At 33.4% G+C, this 21,515-nt stretch carries 22 protein-coding genes, 1 tRNA gene and 1 other annotated feature; of the genes, 18 read left to right on the top strand and 5 right to left on the bottom strand.

What is annotated here, in order from left to right:
• Positions 1-2,055, top strand: coding sequence for a type I DNA topoisomerase (gene topA / locus QNH69_RS08810; RefSeq protein WP_282930104.1), 2,055 nt, complete (start codon positions 1-3; stop codon positions 2,053-2,055).
• A gap of 22 nt (positions 2,056-2,077) precedes the next feature.
• Here the strand turns inward: topA and QNH69_RS08805 are convergent, their stop codons facing one another.
• From QNH69_RS08805 to mscL, 4 genes are all read right to left on the bottom strand, one after another.
• Entirely contained in the window at positions 2,078-2,746 is a 669-nt protein-coding gene (locus tag QNH69_RS08805) for a hypothetical protein (RefSeq protein WP_282930103.1), read from the bottom strand.
• Positions 2,747-3,607: an ABC transporter ATP-binding protein gene (locus tag QNH69_RS08800; RefSeq protein WP_282930102.1), complete on the bottom strand. Its 861-nt coding sequence runs from the start codon at positions 3,605-3,607 to the stop codon at positions 2,747-2,749.
• Positions 3,600-3,971 carry a GntR family transcriptional regulator gene (locus tag QNH69_RS08795; RefSeq protein WP_282930101.1) on the bottom strand — a complete coding sequence of 124 codons (372 nt, stop codon included), beginning with the start codon at positions 3,969-3,971 and terminating at the stop codon, positions 3,600-3,602. Before QNH69_RS08795 ends, QNH69_RS08800 begins: the two co-directional genes overlap by 8 nt.
• 124 nt (positions 3,972-4,095) lie before the next feature.
• Positions 4,096-4,509 carry a large conductance mechanosensitive channel protein MscL gene (gene mscL / locus QNH69_RS08790; RefSeq protein WP_282930100.1) on the bottom strand — a complete coding sequence of 138 codons (414 nt, stop codon included), beginning with the start codon at positions 4,507-4,509 and terminating at the stop codon, positions 4,096-4,098.
• A 102-nt stretch (positions 4,510-4,611) separates the two neighbouring features.
• Between mscL and QNH69_RS08785 the strand changes: the two genes are divergently transcribed.
• The 13 genes from QNH69_RS08785 (at position 4,612) to QNH69_RS08725 (ending at position 15,712) form a co-directional block, all read left to right on the top strand.
• Positions 4,612-5,199, top strand: a complete 588-nt coding sequence (locus tag QNH69_RS08785) for a CoA pyrophosphatase (RefSeq protein ID WP_282930099.1) — start codon at positions 4,612-4,614, stop codon at positions 5,197-5,199.
• Positions 5,192-6,022: an aminoglycoside 6-adenylyltransferase gene (locus tag QNH69_RS08780; RefSeq protein WP_282930098.1), complete on the top strand. Its 831-nt coding sequence runs from the start codon at positions 5,192-5,194 to the stop codon at positions 6,020-6,022. Before QNH69_RS08785 ends, QNH69_RS08780 begins: the two co-directional genes overlap by 8 nt.
• Positions 6,023-6,031: 9 nt before the next feature.
• Complete coding sequence (locus QNH69_RS08775; RefSeq protein WP_282930097.1) at positions 6,032-7,240, top strand: D-alanyl-D-alanine carboxypeptidase family protein; 1,209 nt, start codon at positions 6,032-6,034, stop codon at positions 7,238-7,240.
• Positions 7,241-7,644: 404 nt separating this feature from the next.
• Positions 7,645-7,721, top strand: a tRNA-Arg gene (locus QNH69_RS08770).
• Between the two features lie 173 nt (positions 7,722-7,894).
• Entirely contained in the window at positions 7,895-8,122 is a 228-nt protein-coding gene (locus QNH69_RS08765) for a type II toxin-antitoxin system RelB family antitoxin (protein WP_282930096.1), read from the top strand.
• Complete coding sequence (locus QNH69_RS08760; RefSeq protein WP_282930095.1) at positions 8,112-8,378, top strand: type II toxin-antitoxin system RelE/ParE family toxin; 267 nt, start codon at positions 8,112-8,114, stop codon at positions 8,376-8,378. The genes QNH69_RS08765 and QNH69_RS08760 overlap by 11 nt, the downstream gene beginning before the upstream one ends.
• A 269-nt stretch (positions 8,379-8,647) precedes the next feature.
• Positions 8,648-9,154: a nucleoside deaminase gene (locus QNH69_RS08755; RefSeq protein ID WP_282930094.1), complete on the top strand. Its 507-nt coding sequence runs from the start codon at positions 8,648-8,650 to the stop codon at positions 9,152-9,154.
• Positions 9,155-9,231: 77 nt separating this feature from the next.
• Positions 9,232-10,182: an NAD(P)-dependent oxidoreductase gene (locus tag QNH69_RS08750; RefSeq protein WP_282930093.1), complete on the top strand. Its 951-nt coding sequence runs from the start codon at positions 9,232-9,234 to the stop codon at positions 10,180-10,182.
• Positions 10,179-10,796 carry a uridine kinase gene (gene udk / locus QNH69_RS08745; protein ID WP_044565956.1) on the top strand — a complete coding sequence of 206 codons (618 nt, stop codon included), beginning with the start codon at positions 10,179-10,181 and terminating at the stop codon, positions 10,794-10,796. Before QNH69_RS08750 ends, udk begins: the two co-directional genes overlap by 4 nt.
• 2 nt (positions 10,797-10,798) lie before the next feature.
• The gene (gene glgB, locus QNH69_RS08740) at positions 10,799-12,613 is read left to right on the top strand and encodes a 1,4-alpha-glucan branching protein GlgB (protein WP_282930092.1); all 1,815 of its coding nucleotides are present in this window, start codon (positions 10,799-10,801) and stop codon (positions 12,611-12,613) included.
• Positions 12,597-13,055, top strand: a complete 459-nt coding sequence (locus QNH69_RS08735; RefSeq protein ID WP_044565958.1) for a hypothetical protein — start codon at positions 12,597-12,599, stop codon at positions 13,053-13,055. The genes glgB and QNH69_RS08735 overlap by 17 nt, the downstream gene beginning before the upstream one ends.
• The gene (locus QNH69_RS08730; RefSeq protein ID WP_282930091.1) at positions 13,052-14,164 is read left to right on the top strand and encodes an FAD:protein FMN transferase; all 1,113 of its coding nucleotides are present in this window, start codon (positions 13,052-13,054) and stop codon (positions 14,162-14,164) included. The genes QNH69_RS08735 and QNH69_RS08730 overlap by 4 nt, the downstream gene beginning before the upstream one ends.
• Before the next feature lie 72 nt (positions 14,165-14,236).
• On the top strand, positions 14,237-15,712 hold the full coding sequence (locus QNH69_RS08725; RefSeq protein ID WP_282930090.1) for a DUF1846 domain-containing protein: 1,476 nt from the start codon (positions 14,237-14,239) through the stop codon (positions 15,710-15,712).
• Positions 15,713-15,750: 38 nt separating this feature from the next.
• On the opposite strand, the gene QNH69_RS08720 is transcribed toward QNH69_RS08725, so the two are convergent.
• Positions 15,751-17,871, bottom strand: coding sequence for a metallophosphoesterase (locus tag QNH69_RS08720; protein ID WP_282930089.1), 2,121 nt, complete (start codon positions 17,869-17,871; stop codon positions 15,751-15,753).
• 163 nt (positions 17,872-18,034) lie between these two features.
• Positions 18,035-18,249, top strand: a binding site (T-box leader).
• A gap of 49 nt (positions 18,250-18,298) precedes the next feature.
• Here QNH69_RS08720 and QNH69_RS08715 point away from each other — a divergent pair.
• From QNH69_RS08715 to QNH69_RS08700, 4 genes are read left to right on the top strand one after another with little or no spacing between them, the layout of a single operon-like run.
• Positions 18,299-18,502, top strand: a complete 204-nt coding sequence (locus QNH69_RS08715) for a hypothetical protein (RefSeq protein WP_044565960.1) — start codon at positions 18,299-18,301, stop codon at positions 18,500-18,502.
• A 17-nt stretch (positions 18,503-18,519) separates the two neighbouring features.
• Positions 18,520-19,584, top strand: coding sequence for an ABC transporter substrate-binding protein (locus QNH69_RS08710; protein WP_282930088.1), 1,065 nt, complete (start codon positions 18,520-18,522; stop codon positions 19,582-19,584).
• Positions 19,585-19,593: 9 nt separating this feature from the next.
• Positions 19,594-20,646 (top strand): ABC transporter permease subunit, encoded by a 1,053-nt coding sequence (locus QNH69_RS08705; RefSeq protein ID WP_282930087.1) that lies wholly within the window; start codon positions 19,594-19,596, stop codon positions 20,644-20,646.
• The gene (locus QNH69_RS08700) at positions 20,643-21,389 is read left to right on the top strand and encodes an ABC transporter ATP-binding protein (RefSeq protein WP_282930086.1); all 747 of its coding nucleotides are present in this window, start codon (positions 20,643-20,645) and stop codon (positions 21,387-21,389) included. The genes QNH69_RS08705 and QNH69_RS08700 overlap by 4 nt, the downstream gene beginning before the upstream one ends.
• The last annotated feature ends 126 nt before the right edge of the window (positions 21,390-21,515 follow it).

The raw sequence follows: 21,515 nt of genomic DNA, 5'->3' as shown, positions 1-21,515 counted from the left end.
TTGGCAAAGAACTTAGTAATAGTCGAATCCCCAACCAAAGCAAAATCTATAGGCAAGATGCTTGGTAGCAATTACAAGGTAAAGGCTACCATAGGACACTTGAGAGATTTACCAAAGTCAAAATTTGGTGTTGATATAGAAAATAACTTTGAACCAGAATATATCAAGGTTAGGGGACGAGCAAAAACTATAAATGAACTTATAAAAGAAGCGCAAAAGGCAGACAAAGTTTATCTGGCAACTGACCCGGATAGGGAAGGTGAGGCCATAAGCTGGCATTTGGAATATCTTTTGGGTCTTGATCCAAAGGAGAAAAATCGTGTAGAGTTTCACGAGATTACCAAAGAAAATGTTAAAAATGCTATGAAAAATCCAAGGCAAATCGACCAAAACTTGGTTGATGCCCAACAAGCTAGACGTGTCATGGATAGGATTGTGGGCTATGAGATAAGTCCAATCCTATGGAAGAGAGTAAAATCAGGACTTTCTGCAGGACGTGTCCAATCTGTTGCACTTAAACTTATTGTAGATAAGCAAAGAGAAATTGACGCTTTTGTGCCAGAAGAGTATTGGACAATAACAGCAAATCATAATGTAGATAAGATTGATTTTACTTCAGACTTTTATGGCAAGCCTAGTAAAAAGATGAAAATATCAAACGAATCAGGCGCCAATAAGGTTCTTGATAAAATTGATAAGGATTCCTTTAAGGTTGTTGAAGTTAAAAAGACAAAGAAAACTAGAAAACCACCAAAACCATATACCACATCAACCCTCCAACAAGATGCATCTAATAAACTTGGTTACTCAACCAAATACACCATGCAGCTTGCTCAACAACTATTTGAAGGTATCGACGTAGGTGAAGGTTCTGTTGGTTTGATCTCATATATGAGAACTGATGCTACAAGAATCAGCCAAGAGATTGTAAATGAGTCTTTAAAATATATCAACGAAAAATATGGCAAGGAATATGCAGGCAGGGGCAACACCCACGCTGGTAAGAAAAAAGGGAGCCAAGATGGCCACGAGGCAATCCGTCCTACATCTATTTATAGGGACCCTATTTCTGTAAAACAGTACCTATCAGATCCACAATACAAGCTATATAAGCTAATATGGACTAGGATAGTCCAATCACAAATGACAGATTACGAGTATCTATCAACCAGTGTATCCTTTGATAACAATGGCTTGATTTTTAAATCCAATGGTAGGATTACAACTTTTGAAGGTTTTAACAAGATTAATCCAGGCTTTGAAGATCAAAATATATTGCCAGAGCTTAAAGAAGGAGATGTAATATCTGCCAAAAAAATCGAAAAAGCCCAACACTTTACAAATCCTCCAGCAAGGTACACTGAGGCTAGCCTTGTAAAAGTATTGGAGGAATTTGGCATAGGCCGTCCATCCACATATTCTGCAACTATCAACCAAATAGTTAATAGAAACTATGTAGAGTTTGAAGGAAGGTCAATATATCCAACAGAACTTGGATTTACAGTAAATGATTTCTTGCAAGAAAACTTTGATGATGTAATAAACGTCGAATTTACTGCAGAAATGGAAGACCAACTGGATAAGATTGCCGAACATGAGATTTATTGGAAAGATGTTCTATCAAATTTCTATACCGGATTTGAAAAGGACATGAAGAATGTCAAAAAAGATGATACAGACTACAAGGTCAAAGATAAAATTCTTGATGAGAAATGTCCAAAATGTGGAAGTAATCTTGCCATAAAACACGGTAGAAACGGCAAATTTATAGGCTGTACCAATTTCCCAAAATGTGACTTTACAAAATCAATTGTAAAAACAACTGGAGTAGCTTGTCCAAAGTGTAATACAGGTGAGATTATAGAAAAAGTCAGCAAAAAGGGCAAAAGATTCTATGCCTGCAACAACTATCCAGATTGCGACTATGCTATATGGGATCCACCAACAGGAGACAAATGCCCAGAATGTGGAGAGCTTTTAGTTCACAAGAAAAATAGAAATGTAGATGAAATTCGCTGTGAAAATTGCGGATATATCAAAGAAAAAAAGAGATGATTGTCGTCATCTCTTTTAAAATTTACGATTTTATGTCTACTTTATTTATAACATAGTATCTTAATATTTGAGCCAATATAAATAATACTGATGTGAAAATGGTAGAAGTAATTAAAGCATTTGGGCCTGTAAATATTCCCTTGAAAAAGGATAAAATAAACATTCCAAAAATTGATCCAGAAAGAGGATTTGAGTTTACAAGGTATGCAATATTTGCAAATATATTAGAAACACTGATATATATTATGCAAATTCTTAATACATTATCAAAACTTCCCAAATTACTAATTATTTTTTCTATATCTTTAAATTCTATAAAAGATACTAGCTTTGCATTTTCAATTATAAAATTGCTTAGATAATAAATTAATAATGTAGATACTGAAATTAGTAACAAATCCTTGATAATCAAAGCCTCTGATATATTTTTCCTTTTATAGCCTAATTTGTTGGCCATAATGAAAGTATCTTGCATGGATTTTCCTGTGGATAAAACTAAATGAAGAAGCACAAAAAACATTATAAAACTTGCAATTATGATTTTAATTGACATTAAATAATCATTAACTTCAGGACTTGCTTTATAGGAAAAGAAAATCAATGCCAAAATCAATGTTATTATTAAAAACTTCAAGTAGCTTCTTGTAAATTCTTTAATCTCTAATGATAGAATTTTTTTACAACGATTCATTTAGTCCTCCTTACTTAAAGCTAAAAATAATTCTTTTAAATTCAATCTTGAAATATCAGAAATTTCTCTCATAGTACTAATTTCATTATCTGTGAACCTATCGTAGGCATATAAAATGACCTGTTTTCCTAAATAAGTTTTTTTGATAATATTTTTATTTTCAAAATATTTTATATAATCTTCATTAGTTGTTATAATTATTGATTTTTCCAAGATGTCATTGATAGAATCATTTACGATAATCTTTCCTCTATTTAATATAACTATATCCGTTACTATTTTTTCTATATCTGATAAAATGTGGGATGAGATTACAATAGTAGAGCCGTCTATTTCTTGGTAATCAAGTAATTTTTGATAAAACATATCCCTATTTATTTCGTCCAGCCCAACCGAAGGTTCGTCTAATAATAAAAACTTAGCTTGCAATGATAAAGCTATAATATTTCTAAATAAGCTTTGGTTTCCTAAGGAAAGTTTTCTGTATTTATCAAATAAATCTATTCTAAAAAGTTTAGTCAATTCGTCAAATCTATCTTGGTTAAAATGTGGATATAAATATTTTATATATTCTACAATCTTTATTAGCTTATGTGCCTCTAAGTTATAAGTTAAGAAATCCTCGCCTATATAAACTATATTTTCTTTTAAGAGGTTGTTGTTTTTAATGTTAGAACCTTCATAGTATATTTGTCCCTGGTAGTTTACTATCTGATCAGAAAGGATTTTCATTAATGTAGTTTTTCCAACACCATTTCTGCCTATAAGTCCATAAATTCTATTATTTTCTAGACATAAGTCAATATTATCGAGAACAATATTATTGCCATAAGACTTACTTACTTTTTCTAATTTAATCATCATTTCCCTCTTTTTTATAAAGCTTGTCAATTTCTTTTATCAATTCTTCTCTTGTAATGCCAAGCATGGTCATATTTTTTATTAGATCTGGCAAGATATTACTTATATATTCATCTTTCCTTTTATTAATAATAATTTTTTTTGCATCTTGAGTTACAAACATTCCCATGCCTCGCTTTTTGTACAGTATTCCTTCATCAACCAAAATATTGAGTCCCTTTCTTGCTGTTGCTGGGTTTATAGAATAAACATTTGCAAACTCAGTTGTGGAAGGGGACTGGTCATCTGCTTTTAAGTAACCATCTAGGATTTGGTTTTCAACAATTTCTGCTACTTGTTCAAATATTAGTTTGTTAGAATCCATCCATATGCCCTCCTTGTCACTTAGTTACTTGAGTAACTAGGTATCTATACTTAAATTATAACAGATAAGTGATTATTGTCAAGAAAAATAGCCAAAAAAAAAGAACCACATTTGTGGTTCTAAATTACATTACGTGAGCGTGTTCGTTGTGGTAACCTTCAAGTTCACTTGTACAGTGTGGGCATCTTGTTGCATCGATTGCAATTTCTGATTTACAGAATGGACATTCTTTTGTAGTTGGTTCATCGTTAACTGGTTCAATTTTGTGCATCGATTTTAAAATAGCAAATAGAACAAATGCTACAATTAAGAATGTTATAATGGCGTTGATTAAATTACCGAATTTTAATGTAGCTCCACCAACATTAACAACTAAGTCCTCAAAATCAACTCCTGCAGTAAGTCCTGTAATGATTGGCATTAGCAAATCTTCTACTAGTGAGTTAACAATTGCAGTAAAAGCAGTACCCATGATGATACCAACTGCCATGTCAAGTACATTGCCTTTTTGAATAAATTGTTTAAATTCTTTTAGCATATAAAACTCCTTTAAAAATTTTTATCATAATTACTTTTTATATTATACCTCAAAATTTGACTATTAAACAATATTTTAATATTATTTAACTAAGAGGTAGATATGAAATCATTATTAGTCGATGACGAGTTTTATGAAAAAATAAAAAATTATGCTGTTTTTATACCTATTATAAAGATAGAAGGCAAAGATCACATACTCTTGGAAGTGCGCAGTAAGCATATTACCCAGCCAGGAGAGGTTTCTTTCCCAGGTGGTAGGGTAGAAATGGGAGAGACTTTCGAGGATGCTGCCATAAGAGAAACTATGGAAGAATTGCTTCTTGATAGAGAGGATATAATCCTTGATGGATATTCTTCAATGATATTAACTTCTTCATATAGGCATGTCAAAGCTTTTTATGGGAGGATTAATAAAAAAATTGAAGAAATAAAGTATAATGAAGAAGTAGAATCTGTTTTTGCAGTAGATGTTGATTTTCTAAAGAATAATGAGCCTATAATGTATAGAGCTCCTTACAAAATGGAATTTCCTAGTGATTTTCCTTTTGATAAAATTCCAAATGGTAAAGATTATAACTTTACCTCCTTATATCACGATATGTATTTTTATGATACAACTCCAGTGATTTGGGGCCTTACTGCAAAACTTCTCAAAAACTTTATAGAAGGCTTAGATAAAGATGAATAAAGAGATAAGTAATAAAATCATTAACTATGCTAAAAATAATGAATCTATAGAAGCTATTTACTACTTAGAGGATAACTCCTATGATTCATTCATACACATTTATACTATTGTAAATGAAGTCATAGTTGGAAAAATGGAAGAAGAATTGGTCCAGATTTTTGACGATGTTATATTGCTTAATAGGCAAAAGGACGAGTTTTCTTTTGAAAAAGATACTTTTAATTATACTAGCTTAAATATTTACACAGATAATAATTTAAAGCTAACAGAATCGATAATTTCAGAAGATTTTCTAGATGCGTTCATAAAAAGTGTTCCTGGTCAGATAAAAGTTTTGTATAGCAAACCAGGCTTTTATAAGCTTGAAACTAGTAATGACTTTAGCTATCAAATGCCAAAGGAATACGAAGTTATGTCTACTATAAAAAATTTCTTTGCAAAAGCATACGAAACATCATTATTTGTAGATAAAAAAGATCCTATTGCAGCGAGCTTAAAACTGGAAGAAGTTAGAAAACATCTAACAAATATGGTGGATTTTTATGTCAAAAACAAATATGCATACAAGCTTTCCATGGGAGATGATGGGCAAAATTTGGTAAACACCTTGGAATATGATATAAAAGAAAATTATCTTTTGACCTTTAGCCACGATGATTTGATGGATGTATATTTTTCATTGTTTAAAGCTTGTGTCCTATTTAGAAAACTTGCCATGGAAGTATGCAAGGACTTAGGATACGCATATCCAAAAGAAATTGATGTGGAAACATTAAAAGTGCTTAGAAAAAATTACAAAAAGCTAGAATCGTTCATGAATTAGGAGAAAACTATGAGAAAAAATAAAATATCAACATTAATTGTAGTGCTCTTAATCTTACTATTTCCTATAAATGCTCTTGCAGCCAACCAAAGCCAAGTTGTAGGACTAGATCAAAACGTCAAAGCCTATATCATCGGTAATGAGGAAAATGGAGATATTTATTACGAAAAAGATTCAACTACTCCATATCCAATAGCATCATTAAGCAAACTAATGACATATTTAATAGTAAAAGAAAAGATAGATGAAGGCAAGCTATCCCTAGACCAAGAAGTAACTGTTGATGAAGAAGCAGCCAAGTTCCACAGCTGGGAATACTCTTACCTAGGATTAGACGAAGGGGAAGTATATACAATAGAAGAACTTCTTCAAGGTCTCATGGTAGTAAGTGGCAATGACTGTGCCTACCAGCTAGCAGTAACTGTATCTGATTCTGAAAGCGAATTTGCAAGGCTGATGAATATGAAAGCGGGAGAACTAGGCTTGGATAGCCAGGTTTATTACAATGCAAGCGGAGTTCAGACAGAATCTGGCAACCAAAACTCATCTTCAGCGAAAGATTTGTATGTATTAAGTAAGTATATAATAGAAAAATATCCTGAAGTTTTGGAATATAGCAAAGTTAGAAAAATAGAAGATAAGAGACGTGAAATAGATGTAAATAGCACTATCCCTTTGATTGGAGAAATTCCAGGAGTGGATGGCCTAAAGACAGGTAGTACAGAAGAAGCAGGATATTGTTTAGTTTCTACAGTTGATATGAAAGAGATTGACAGCAAAGATGATTTTAGGACGATTGCTGTTTTGCTTGGTGCAGACCAAAAAGATACTAGAGATAAGGCTATGAGTGACTTGATTTATTATGTATCAAGATATTACGATAAGGTCAAAGTTCTTGATACCAATGTTGCTTATGATTCACTTAAAGTAAACACAGCCAAACAAGGTTACGTTGAACTATACCCAAATCAAAATGTAGAAATGATTGTAAAAACGGGAGAAAATCCAGCTGTAAAGACTAAGCTACAAGAAAATATAAAAGCACCAATCAAATCTGGCCAAGTGCTTGGAAATGCAAATGTAAGTTATGAAGATAAGGAATATGATGTATCCCTAATATCAAAGTCGAACTTAGACCAAGCATCACTTTTTGCAAGAATAGTCAGATCTCTTCAAGATTCAGCAGATTTCTTGCTTAAAGTTTTGATTGCAAGATAAAAATACTTGTGATATAATTTAAGTTAGTTTACAAGAGGTCCTCGATAGTCTAGGACCTCAAATGAAGCTGACCAAATTAAAAATTAGTCTTAGGCTTTTATTGAAGGTCCTAGAGCCTATGGCTCTGCGGTATTCCGTGCTTAGTCCTAGCACCATGGGTTAAAACACATATGTGTTTTCATATCTGAGACGAGCAAAAGCGAATCCAGATAACTGCACGAGGCCTCACAGGAAGCCGGCCAGAGTTCTCGGGCTTACGCCCTGCGACCATTCCATGGAGGGTCCTCCATGAGGCGGACGGCCTAGTTTAAAATGTGCCTACGGCGTTTTTATAGGTCCTCGCTTCGCTGCGGTATTTCGTGCCTGTAGCACGAGGCCTCACAGGAAGTCGGCCAGGCTTGCTTGTTTCAGTAGCTCAGCTGGATAGAGCACCGCCCTCCTAAGGCGGGTGTCGGAGGTTCGAATCCTCTCTGGAACACCAGATTAGCGTTGGAATTTTCCAGCGCTTTTTTATTTGTTTATTATTTAATAATCTCTAATGTTTAGTAAGTTTTTGATTTATATACTATGTTTTATTAGGAGTAAATTAACTGTATAGACCTTGCTTTTTTCTAAAATTGTAATACAATGTATTACAATGATAAGGAGGTTTATATGGCTAATGTTTCTTTAAGATTAAATGAAGAAGAAGATCAACTTTTTAGATCTTATTCAAAATACACTGGCAAGAGTTTATCTGAGCTTTTTAAGTCTGCATTGGCAGAGAAAATTGAAGATCAACTAGATTATGAAATCGGAATTAATGCTCTGGACGAATTTAATAAAAATCCTGAAACAATCACTATAGACCAGATGATTGGAGAGCTTGAAAGTGACTTATAGCTTAGTTTTATCTAAGAATGTTAGAAAAACCCTAAAGAAAATGGATAGGCAAGTTGCTCTTATGATTTCCAAAGATATGAAAAATAAGCTTGATGGAATGGAAAATCCTAGAAGTTTTGGCAAAGCATTAACTGGGGACTATAAGGGTCTATGGAGATATAGATTTGGTCAATACAGGGTAATTTGTGATATCAGAGATGATAAATTAATTATCTTGGCCTTAGAAGTGGGTCATAGAAAAAATATATATAAATAGATATTTAAGTTGTATTTATTTAAATTGCATCACAAGTCTAACTTTAGTATTTCATTTCTGCAGACTAAAAGTGAATTTTAAGGGATTATTGCAAATTAATAGATGTATATCGTTCTATAAATCGAGTTAGCTCTCAGAAAACTATGGTTTTTATAACTTGTTAACTTAGACCTTTCTGGGAGATTGCTCTTATGATTTTGGAACGATTATTTTTTTACAGCAAATTTCTAAAGTTTTGCTAGTGTTTATTATGCTTTTTTGGAGTTTTTATGGATAATATTTCTTTTTCTGATTTAGATAAATTTTATATGAATGAAGCCTTATATGAGGCACGTCTTGCTCGTTTTGTTGAGGAAGTGCCTGTGGGTTGTGTGATTGTCTATGATGGCAAAATTATTGGTCGTGGTCACAATTTCACTTACAAGGGTAAGTCTGCCCTATACCATGCTGAGCTTATTGCAATCAAAGAAGCCAATGAGTATTTTGATGATTTTAGATTGGAAGAAACTACCATGTATGTCACTATGGAACCTTGTTCAATGTGTGCTGGGGCTATAATCAATTCTAGGATAGGAAGACTTGTTATAGGCATACCAGATTACAAAAGAGGTGCTTGTGGTTCTAATACCAATATCACAGGAGATAGGAGCCAACTACACTTCTTGGATGCTGAGTTTGGATTGATGGAAGAAGAATGCCTATATGAACTTCAAACTTTCTTTAAAATGCTTAGAAAAAGATCTAAGGAAAAGAAAAAAATGGGTAAAGTTGATTAAACTTTATTTTTTGAATTTTATCTTAATTTATATATGGATTTCGAGTATAGTTAGATTAGGAAACTTAGGAGGAAGAAATGAAAATTACATTGTTAAATCCCTTAGAAGTTAGTGAAGAAACTATTTTAAATAATAAAGAAAAACTTGAAGAAATGGGTCACGAATTTGTTTTTTATGATGATCTTGCAAAAGATGATGATGAAATAATCGAAAGACTTAAAGATTCTGATATTGCAATAATTACAAACAAACCACTAAGTGCAAAAGTAATAGATGCTTGTCCTAATTTGGAATTGGTAGATGTTGCATTTACTGGTGTTGATCACGTGGATTTGGATGCAATAAAGAAAAATGGCATCACTTTATTAAATGCTAGTGGATATTCTGATGATTCTGTAGCAGAACTTGTAATAGGCCTTGCTATAGGAGTTTTGAGAAAATTTAACGAAAATCGTGAAAACATTTTTGACAATGCCAGCCATAAACTACTTGGTCAAACCCTAAAGGGCAAAAAATTTGGTGTAATTGGTACAGGTAATATTGGCATCAAATTAATAGAACTCTTACAAGTTTTTGGCTGCGAAATCCTAGCTTATTCTAGAACTGAAAAAGAAGAAGTTAAGGACATGGGTGTCAAATACACTGATTTGGATACATTATTAGAAGAGTCTGACATAGTATCACTCCACATTCCAAATAATAAAGAAACTAAAAATTTCTTAGACAAAGATAAGCTTGACAAAATGAAAGAAAATGCAATTTTAATCAACTGTGCTAGGGGACCAGTAGTGGACAATGATTATTTGGCAAAACTACTAAATGACGACAAAGTCCGTGCTGGTATAGATGTTTTTGATATGGAACCACCTCTTCCAGCGGACTATCCACTTAGAAATGCCAAAAATTGTATTTTGACCAATCACGTGGCATTTTACACCAAAGAAGCTATGGAAAATAGGGCTGAAATTGTATTTAACAATATATATGAATATTTAGACGGAAATATTATAAACGAGATTAAATTATGACAGATATCAAAATCATAGCAGTAGCTGGTGGATCAGCCTCAGGCAAATCCTCTATTGTCAAGCAAATTGATGAAACATTTGAGGATGACCTTATTGTTATCGGCCATGACAATTACTATAAGGCCCACGATGATATGTCCTTTGACCAGAGAAGTAAACTAAATTACGACTATCCTGGTGCCTTTGACAATGAACTTTTTTATGAGGATTTATTAAAACTTCAACAAGGTCAATCTATTGATATGCCAAGATATGATTACACTATTCATACTAGGAGCAAGGAAACTACAAGGATAAGCCCTAGTAAGATCATACTAATCGAGGGTATCTTAGTTTTGGAAGATAAAAAAATCAGAGATATCACAGATACAAAAGTTTTTATAGATGCTGATAGCGACGTAAGATTACAAAGAAGAATCCTACGCGATACCAAAGAACGTGGCAGAAGCTTAGAATCTGTATTGGAACAATATATAAAACAAGTTAAACCAATGCATGAAAAATATGTAGAACCAACCAAAAAATATGCTGATATAATAATCCCAAGAGGAGCAAAAAACTCCAAAGGAATCGAGATATTAATTAAGCATATTGCCGATATGATTGAGGGCTAGATATGCAAGTAAATTTAATTAATACTGATTATGAAGCAATTAAATCATATATAGCTGGTAATTCTCACAAGGGCCATGAAATATGGGGAGCCTTAGCTAGCGATGACGGATATATATTTAGAGTCTATGCGCCTAATGCAGACGCAGTTTATGTCCAAGGAGATTTTACAAATTGGGAAAATATCCAGATGACAAAAAACGTCAATTTGGGATATTTTTTCATAAAACTTCCTGCGAAAGTAGGAGATTATTATAAATATGCAGTAGTTAAGGATGGAAACTGGGTCTACCATGCTGATCCTTTTGGCAAGGCCATGGATTATGAAGGTGACTTTGCAACACTTATCACTGATGATTCCTACGAATTTAATGATTCAGATTTTATTGAAAAAAGAGATAAGAATTTTGATAAGGCCTTAAACATATACGAACTTCATATAGGTTCTTGGTTGAGATATGGGGGCAATGTAAACTTTCTTGATATAGTTGATAAGCTAATCGATCACGTCAAAAAGATGAATTATACTCATGTTGAGATAATGCCAGTTACTGAATATCCTTTTTATCCATCTTGGGGCTACCAATCCACAGGTTTTTTTGCTACAAGTGCTAGATATGGTAGGCCTGTAGATTTTAAGAAATTTGTCGACTTACTTCACCAAAATGGCATAGGAGTTATATTAGATTTAGTGGCAGTTCACTTTGCCAATGATTATTATGGATTAAAGACCTTTGATGGGACTCATCTTTATGAATCACCCTATGATGGGCTAACTTACTCTGAGTGGGGTTCAGTCAATTTTGACTATTCCAAAGGCCATGTAAGGTCATTTATGAAATCATCCTTTGCTTATTGGATAGAAAATTTCCACATTGATGGCATAAGAGTAGATGCAGTTTCCTATATGATCTATTACAACGGCAATGAAAACCGTGGTGTCCATTTTGACAATATAAATTTCATCAAGGATGCAAATAAGGATTTACAAAATTCTTTTCCTGATGTTATGCTAATAGCCGAGGACTCATCGGCATATCCTAAAGTTACAAGTCCTGTTGATGAAGACGGTCTTGGATTTGACTACAAATGGGACTTGGGTTGGATGAATGATACCACTAAGTATTTTAAGGTAGATTCCTACAATAGAAGTCACCACCACTCAAAAATAACATTTTCAATGTTTTATTTTTACAATGAGAGATTTATGCTGCCTCTTAGCCATGACGAAGTAGTTCACCTTAAGGGCGCTATGGTAAATAAGATGAGTGGATCATATGAAGATAAGTTTAAAGAGCTTAAGGTCTTATACACTTATCAAATGGCTCATCCTGGCAAGATTTTAAACTTTATGGGCAATGAAATTGCTACATTTGACGAATGGAATGAAAATGCTAGCATAAATTGGGACATTCTATCCTATCCAAAACATGATGATTTTAATAGATATTTGAAAGATTTAAATTACCTATATAAAGAAAATGATGCATTTTTCAAATATGATTATGAAGAGGCTGGATTTAGGTGGATAATAGTAGATGATGCGAATACATCTGTCTTTGCTTTTGAAAGGATAGCAGATGATAAGAGATTTTTAGTTGTACTTAATATGGCCAATCTCTATCATGGTGGCTATGAATTCCCATATGACGAGGACTTAGTATTTATAGAGAGACTTAATTCTTTTGACCAAAAATATGGAGGAGCAAGAGATAATTTAAGAAAGATAGAAGTTAAGAAAGGAAGTAATCTCAAATTGGAACTTTGGGAATATGAAGCTGCTATATTTGAGATAAGAGAAAATGAACAAACCAATTAATTTATCTTGGTTAGTGGAAAAATGGACTATAATGGATGAGGACTCCTACTTAAAAAGTATGTGGCTTAATACCGAAAGTCTTGATATTATCCGCATTAACCAAGGAGAAACAGAAGATGACATTATAAAAAATTATATAGATATAGATAGTGACATAGACCATTATGTTCTTATGCCTGGAGCTGATGCTTTTGATGAAGATAAGGCAAGATCTGTATTTATAGAAAAATTGGATAGACACGAAAGAGATCAAGTTATAGATGAGTATGAGGGTTTTGCCCCAGCGGAAGAATTTCTTGATATAATCTATAATCTAGGACTTGAAGGCGAATACAATGATTTTAAGTCAAAAATAGCGGCCTATATTTTGTTGCTATGGGCAGACGATGAAAAAATCGCCATAACAAAAGACATGGAGACAATAAATATAGACAAGTTATGAAGTTAAGAAGAATATTTTTATCCCTATTTTTAATAGCAGGACTTAGCTCCTGCCAGAATAAAGATTCAAGTGATAATGTGAAAGAACCTGTTGTTGAATCAGGAAATCCTACTAGCAACAAAGAAGCTGGTAAAGAAAATGTAGAGAAGTTTGACAAGGTTTATTATAACTACTTTGATACTGTTACATCATTTACTGCCTATGCAGAAAGTGAAGAACAATTCAAAGAATATACCGACATCCTAGAAGCAGAGCTTGAAAAATACCACGAATTGTTCAACTCATACTACGATTTTGATGGAGTAAACAATATAAAGACCATCAATGACAATGCTGGCAAAGGACCTGTAGAAGTTGATCCTGCCATAATTGAGCTTATAGAATACTCATTGGATTTTGATAAGAAGACTGATGGCAAAATCAATATTGGCCTTGGTAATGTCATAAAAATGTGGCATGACGCTAGGGAAGAGTCACTTGACGATGAGTCAAAGGCTTGGGTTCCTACAAAAGAACAACTAGAAGAAGCGGCAAGCCACAGTGATGTAAGTCAAATCAAAATTGATAAGGAAAATTCAACTGTAGAAATCTTGGACCCAGAAATGTCTATAGATGTAGGCGCTATCGGCAAGGGATTTGCAACCAAAAAAGTTGAAGAAGCCCTAAGAAAAAATCATGTGTCTACAGCTATATTATCTGTAGGCGGGGATGATGCAATAATAGGAGAAAATCCAAATAAGGAAAATGGTAAGTGGAGGATAGCTATCCAAAACCCAGACTTACAAGCTGAAAATCCATATTCAAGTGTAGTAGCTGTGAACAATACAGCAGTAGTGACAAGTGGTGACTATCAAAGATTTTACGAAGTCGATGGCAAGAGATACCACCACATCATTGATTCTGATACACTTTTCCCATCAGATTATTTTAGATCAGTTACTGTAATTCAAAATGATATAGCTTTGGCAGATGCCCTAAGCACATACTTATTTACAGTTGACCTAGAAAGGGGAATGGAAGTTGCCAAAGAATTTGATGCTGAAGTTTTGTGGATTGACAAAGATGGCAATCTCTTTAAGACTCCCGGCTATGAAAAATTAGAAGATTAATCGGACTTAGGTCCGGTTTTTTATTTTGATAGAAATTTTGGTATAATATAACAGGAAAGCTAGGAGGAAGGAATGAAAAAGATTGCCTTTGATAATGATAAATACATAAAACTTCAATCAGAAAAAATATTAGAACGAATAAGTCACTTTGATAAATTATATCTAGAATTTGGTGGCAAATTATTTGACGATGGACATGCATCAAGAGTTTTGCCAGGTTTTTTGCCAGATTCTAAGCTAAGAATGCTAGATAACATCAAAGATCAGACCGAAATTATTATAACTATTAATGCCAATGATATAGAAAGCAACAAAATCAGAGGGGATAATGAGATATCTTACGACACTGAAACTATTAGGCTAAAGCAAGCCTTTGAACAAAAGGGCTTTTTGGTCAATTCTATAGTTATTACCCAATTTAACAATGGAGAAAAAGTACTAAGATTTGAAAAGTATTTGGATAACCTTTCAATAACTCACCATAGGTCTTACGATATCAAGGGCTATCCAAATGATATAGATCATATTTTGTCAAAAGATGGTTTTGGCAAAAATGACTATGTGGAGACCGATAGACCTCTTGTAGTCATAACAGGTCCAGGACCTGGCTCAGGAAAGATGGCTACAGCACTTTCTCTAATGTATTTGGACTATGAGAGAGGCAAAAGATCATCTTATGCAAAGTTTGAGACTTTCCCAATATGGAATCTTGGACTTATGCATCCTGTAAATATTGCCTATGAGGCAGCAACTGCTAACCTAAACGATGTAAATATGATAGATCCTTACCACCTAGAGGCATATGGAAAGCTTGCAGTTTCTTACAATAGAGATGTAGAGGCCTTCCCAGTTTTAAAGAGAATGCTAGAGAAAATTATGGGCCAAGCTCCATACAAGTCACCAACAGATATGGGTGTCAACATGGTAGGATTTTGTATCACTGACAGTGAGGCTGCCATAGAAGCATCCAAGGATGAGATAGTAAGGAGATACTATAACTCCCTAGTTGATGTTAGATTTGCAAAAGAATCTTATTCTTGTGTAGAAAAAATACAAACCTTAATGTCAAACCTTGATATTAGCCCAGAAGATAGAAAAGTTGCCCTGGCTGCTCGTGAGAAAGAAGAAATAACAGGCAAAGAATCCTTTGCTATAGAGTTAGCTGATGGAAGGATAATGAGGGGCAAAAAATCAAAACTATTTACGGCTCCTGCAGCTTGTATACTAAACGCCCTCAAAAAGCTAGGAAATCTTGACGATGAAATCCTACTTTTAAGCCCACATATAATTGAGCCTGTTTCAAACCTAAAGACCAAGTCTTTGGGAGAAACTGAACCATCATTATCAATAAATGAAATGCTCATAGCCCTAGCTATTTCGGCTACTACTAATCCTTTGACCCATATGGCCATGGAAGAGATCAAAAATTTAAAAACTTTAGATGCGCACAGCACAGTCATTTTAAATGACAGTGAAAAAAGAATGCTTAGAAAATTAGGAATAAACTTTACCCAAGATCCAGTTTTTGGGGAAGATAGTGGGTATTAAAATACTTTAAAAGGGACTATTGCTTTAGCAACAGCCCCTTATTTTGTATCATCATATACTACGTAGTTAAAGTATTTTTCTAGTTCATTTAATTCTTCATTTTGATAAATTTCAACCATTTCATCACTCATTGAATTTACTAATCCTATAACAAATTGTCTTAGACTTGTTTGGCCAAACATTTGGTTGGAGAAATTCTCCTTTGCCCTTCTTACAGCTCTAAGTTTGACAATTCTCTTGGCCAGATCCACACCTTTTATATTCTTCTTGCCGGTCAAAAACTTTGAAAAGAAATCCAATAGGTCTCTTAAATTGTTAACCTTATGTCTTAAATACTTGTAGGTAAGTTTTGATGCCCAGCCCTCAGTTTGAATCAAATTATCGAAGAACTCTTCCTTGCTACCATCTTTTTCAAGTTTGATAGAGCTAGTAAAGCTATCAAAAACCTGATTAATTTCTACACTTGCATAATCCAAAACTATATCTATAATATCGTAATCAGGATTATTGAGGTTATCAATCATTTTGCTAATATAAGCTGGTCGTTCGTCCTCTCCAATTGGCCTGTATTGGTAGATGTAATTGACAAAGTCATAAAAAGTATGACCATCGTCATCGATAGGCATAGACCAAGCCTTATGAATTATAGTTTCCATATTTTGGACTATTTTATAAGGAATGAGGATCTTTTTCTCTATTTGGTCAAGGATTATATTAATTGATTCTTCCAAATTTGATGCCTTAATATAAATATTATTAGCTGCTGCTCTAATGAGAAATTGATACTCGTCGTTTACTTTTTTAACAAAAACTCTAGCTCGTTTATTGCCAAGAGGGAAATAGTCTTTAATCATTGGGAATATAAAATCATTGACATAGCCTTTTTCTGGAATATCCATATTTAAACGATTTGAAAGTAACCTTGAGGCTTCACTTTGTATATCTATATGATTATACCTAGGATTATTGGCCTGGATTCTAATATAGTTATGTACAACATCTTCTAGGCTTAGCTGCTTGCCTATAGTATAGTTGATGGCATCTTTGATAATTTCGTATTCGCCATTTAAGTTCATATAGGTGAATTCTTTGATTAGTTCAGTTTTTATATAAACTTCATAGCCATTTTTTTCTGCAACTTGGTTTATGACTTTTATGTGTCTGATTGGGAGAGGATAGGTTACAGTAGAACCTGTTTGTATGTCATATATAACATTTCCCATCTCTGAAATATATTTAGCTGTACCATTTTCGTGGAGGTGGCCAGTAAATACAAATTTGACACCATTGTCAGCAAGGACTTCTATAGGAGTCTTACCATTAATCCTAGGGTCATCACACTCATACTTACTTCTCCATTCTTTTATGATAAAAGGGGAGAATACCAGCTCTTGATTTCTAAAATTTGGCATAAGAGCATGGTGGGCCATGACGAAAATAAGATCATTTCTACTTTTTGCCTCATCAATTTTATCTACAATCCACTTCATTTGCTCAATAATAATAGATCCTGGTACATTTTCTCTGTTATCCCTGTGATTTTGTTCTGTATCTGCAGAATATATTGACGTATCAACACATATGAGGCTTAGGCCTGTGCTATCATTTCTTCTGCTAGGGATTCTTGCTATATAGGAAAAATACCCATGGGCGTAGTATGAATATTTTTCCTCTCTTTCGTATTCTTTGTTGATTCTATCCAAATAATTATGAAATATTGTCGAATCCTTGTACATTTCTAGGACATATTTGTTTTCGTAAACAAACATATATAGGTCATAGAATTCCTTAGGATTGGTATTTTTTGCTTTTCTATTATCTTTGAAATCGTAGGACCTATGGTTATTCAAATCGTGATTGCCTGGAATTAGAAAAATTTCTCTATCTTCATTTTTACTTTTCCATGCTAGCAAGTTTTCTCTTACAAATTCATGAGACTTGTATTCTCCTTCTTTTACCAAATCTCCTGGCAAAAATAAAAACTGGCTATTGGCCTTATCGACCATTGCTAGGGCTTCTTTGAACAAGGCCTCACTTTCTACTGTTAGTTTTCTTTCTACTTTTATTTCTTTAATAAATTCTTCACTATTTGATATCAAATCCCCGCTTAAAACATGTGGGTCACTAATGATTGAAATATCATAATTTTGTAAATCCATGATTCACCTCTGTAAATTTCACCTAATTATAGTATACTAGGTATTTTTTTGAACTAAAGAGAAACATTACAACAGAAAAATATCAAATTATTTTAAGAACAAAATATATTTATAAAAAGACTTGGCTTTATATTTTTGATGGTGTATATTTCCTAGTACATAAATAAAAACGTCGAAAAGAGAGAGTACACAGAAATTTTCTATTACAGAGAGATTTATTAGCTGAGAAAAATCATAGAAAGTCTGTGGAAGTGCATCTTTGAGTTTTATACCGAAATTATAGTAGGCTATAACGCTAGTGCCCGTTAAGCACATTGAGGTTTTAAGAATTTTTCTTAAAATAAATTAAGGTGGAACCACGATTAGCTCGTCCTTTTTTGGACGGGTTTTTTATTTGTTTATGTAAATTTATCTACAAAGGAAGGATGTGAAATATATAAAGAAGTTTTACTTGCTAGCTTTAATTGTAAGTCTTGGGCTTACAGGATGCAGCAATGCCAATAACCATATTCAAGCTAATAAACATACAAACCATAATGACCACATGGCAGATGACCTTGAAGTGGTTGATTTTATGGATGAGAACTTTGACATGAGCAAAATTGAACAACATAGCTGTTGTGATGAATAAATAAGGAGAGAATAATAATGAAAAACAATAAACTTTTAGCGTTAATCTTACTTGGAGGATTGACTCTTTCAGCTTGCGGAAATCAAAATGCAAGCAATGACCAAAAATCAGATACAAATATTAGCCAAGATCAAAATGTTACCAAGGCAGCTACACTAGAAGAAGAGCCAAGATATGGTACAAAGGTAAAAATTGGTTTTGATGGAGACTTATGTATAGCTGGTCAAAACCTTGCAGAAATCAATGGATATTTTGAAGAAAATGGTGTAGACGTAGAATTTGTAAACACAAAAACTGGAAAAGATGCACTTTCCAGTGGGCAACTTGATGCTATGACTGGTGAATTTGGTTCACTAATAGTTCCAGCTACTAAGGGGCTACAATACGTATTCTCAACTGCATCTCACTCAGGATGTAAATCACTATATGTCCTAGATGAAAGCAAATACCAATCAACAGCAGATATGGTTGGCCAATCAGTTGCTGTAACAAATGGTATAGGAAATAGCGGACACAATACACTTTTAAGATTTTTAATTCATGATGATATAAATCCAGATGATGTTACAGTAAAACCAGTTGATTCAGCTGCTGTAATCCAATCACTTGAAAGTGGGGAAATCCAAGGAGCAGTTCTAGATGACCAATTTGCTCAAGAATTCTTGGAAAGTGGAAAAATTAGACCAGTTAGATCTCTAACAACAGATGAAGACTTTGGTTCTGAAGTTTGCTGTGTAACTGCCTTTAACAAAGAATTTGTTGAACAAAACCCAATGCTTGCAGAACTTGTTGCAGAAGCTATTGAAAAAGGAAACCAATATGCAGCAGAAAATCCAGCAGAATCAGTAAAAATACTTCAAGATAAAAATCTTGCAGCTGGAGATCCTGAAGTAGCAACCAAACTACTAAAAGCATATGACTATACACTTACAAATGCTGACGGTGAAGAAACTATTCGTAGCTATTTTGATGACTACAAAGAATTAAATCTTATTGATAAAAATAGATCAACAGATGATCTAGTTAAAGAATTATGGAGACCACTTGGAAACGGGGAAGTTGAAGTAGTTAAAAAGAATTAAGGAAGGTATATGGATAAAGATATAAATTTAAATCCAAAAAAACCGAATAAAGAAAAAAAGAGAAAATTAACAAAAGATGAGTTAATTAAACTTGAATCAAAACCAAGAAATAAAACTAAGGAAAGAATTAAGTTAGCCCTACCAATAATTGCAGGGATCCTAGCCTTTGTTGAATATTACTTTTTACCAGAACAAAATCCTGGATTAGCAAAAACTAATTTATATCCAGGATTTCTGGCCATACTTACAAGTATTTATGTAATTGCTCTTCTAATTTCGACAAATAAGGAAAATTTAAGAGACCAATTGCTTTATAAGGCTCCAAGGTATACTTTTATATATATTTTACTAATGCTTTATGATATTTTGACCCTAAAAACATCAAAACTTGCCTTACCATATTTTCCATGGATAGATATGATTTTTAATTCTATGAAGGCTGATAATGCATTTTTAGCTGAATCTGTTGTAAGTTCACTAAAACTTTTATTCACAGGATATATCATAGGTGGGGTTCTAGGGATAATTACTGGTATACTTGCTGGTTACTTTGATAAGGTAAACTACTGGGTAGATCCATTTTTAAAAATCCTTGGGCCAATCCCAACTACAACTTGGTTACCTGTTGTAATGGTAATTGCTATAAATCTTTTCCAAGGAGCAGTATTTATAATAGGACTAGGTGTTTGGTTTTCTACAACTCTAGCTACCATAACAGGTATGAGAAGTGTCGATCCTGCCTATTATGAAGCTGCACAAACCCTAGGAGCAACCTATACAGAGCTAGTAAAAAAGGTTGCAATTCCATCAGCTACACCAAATATTTTTCAAGGACTTATAGCTGGTATGTCTGCAGCTTGTAATGCCCTAATCGTTGCAGAAATGCTTGGGGTAGAAAGTGGACTTGGTTGGTATATAACATGGAAGAGCTCGTGGGCTGATTATTCCTCAATGTACGGAGCGATAATTCTACTTGCACTTACCTTTATTTTGGTAAATATGGTTATAAAACAAATTAGTAAAAGGGCTTTAAGATGGAGAAATGGAGGAACTATTAGATGAGTAAATTAGAATTTAAAGATGTGTCAAAATCATTTGTAAGATCTGATAGTGAATTTATAACTACAGCTCTTGAGGACATTAATTTTTCCATAAGAGAAAATGAGTTTGTAAGTATAGTTGGTCCGTCTGGATGTGGAAAGTCTACCATACTTAGACTTATAGCAGGCCTTATAGTTCCCACTACAGGAAATATTTACCTAGATGGAGAAGAAATTACAGGTCCTTCAAGTAGGAGAGGAATGGTATTTCAAAAATCTACCTTATTTCCATGGCTTAGTGTAAAAGATAATGTGGGTTTTTCTGGGAAGTTAAAAAGTGAAGAACAAATCGATGATGAGACAATCGATCAAATGCTAAAAAAAGTAGGACTTTTAGATTTCAAAAACTCCTACCCATCAAATCTATCAGGTGGAATGGCCCAAAGAATTTCCTTAATCAGAACTATGGTAAATAAACCAGAAGTCCTACTTCTTGATGAGCCTCTTGGTGCCTTAGATGCATTTACTAGAATGAACATGCAAGATGAGATACTAAAACTATGGGATGAAGAGAAGAATATGACTATAATGGTAACCCACGATGTAGATGAGGCTGTTTATATGTCAACAAGAGTTATAGTCATGGAGCCAAGGCCAGGAAGAATCAAAGAGATAGTTCCAATAGAACTTGACTATCCTAGAAATAGGACAAGCAAGGAATTTACTGATTATAGAAATGAACTATTAAATATTTTAGATATATAAAGTATAAGTGCTGAGATTTATTCTTGGCACTTTTTAATTTTATGTTTTATTTATTAATCAATTGAATGTGGGTAAAGAAATAGTAAGATATACAAAGCATAATTTTCTTGGATTGTTTATAATGGC

It is taken from the genome of Anaerococcus sp. Marseille-Q7828 (genome assembly GCF_949769285.1).
Classification (GTDB): domain Bacteria; phylum Bacillota; class Clostridia; order Tissierellales; family Peptoniphilaceae; genus Anaerococcus.
Note: the sequence above shows the minus strand (reverse complement) of the source record. Positions and strands in the feature narration are given on the sequence as shown.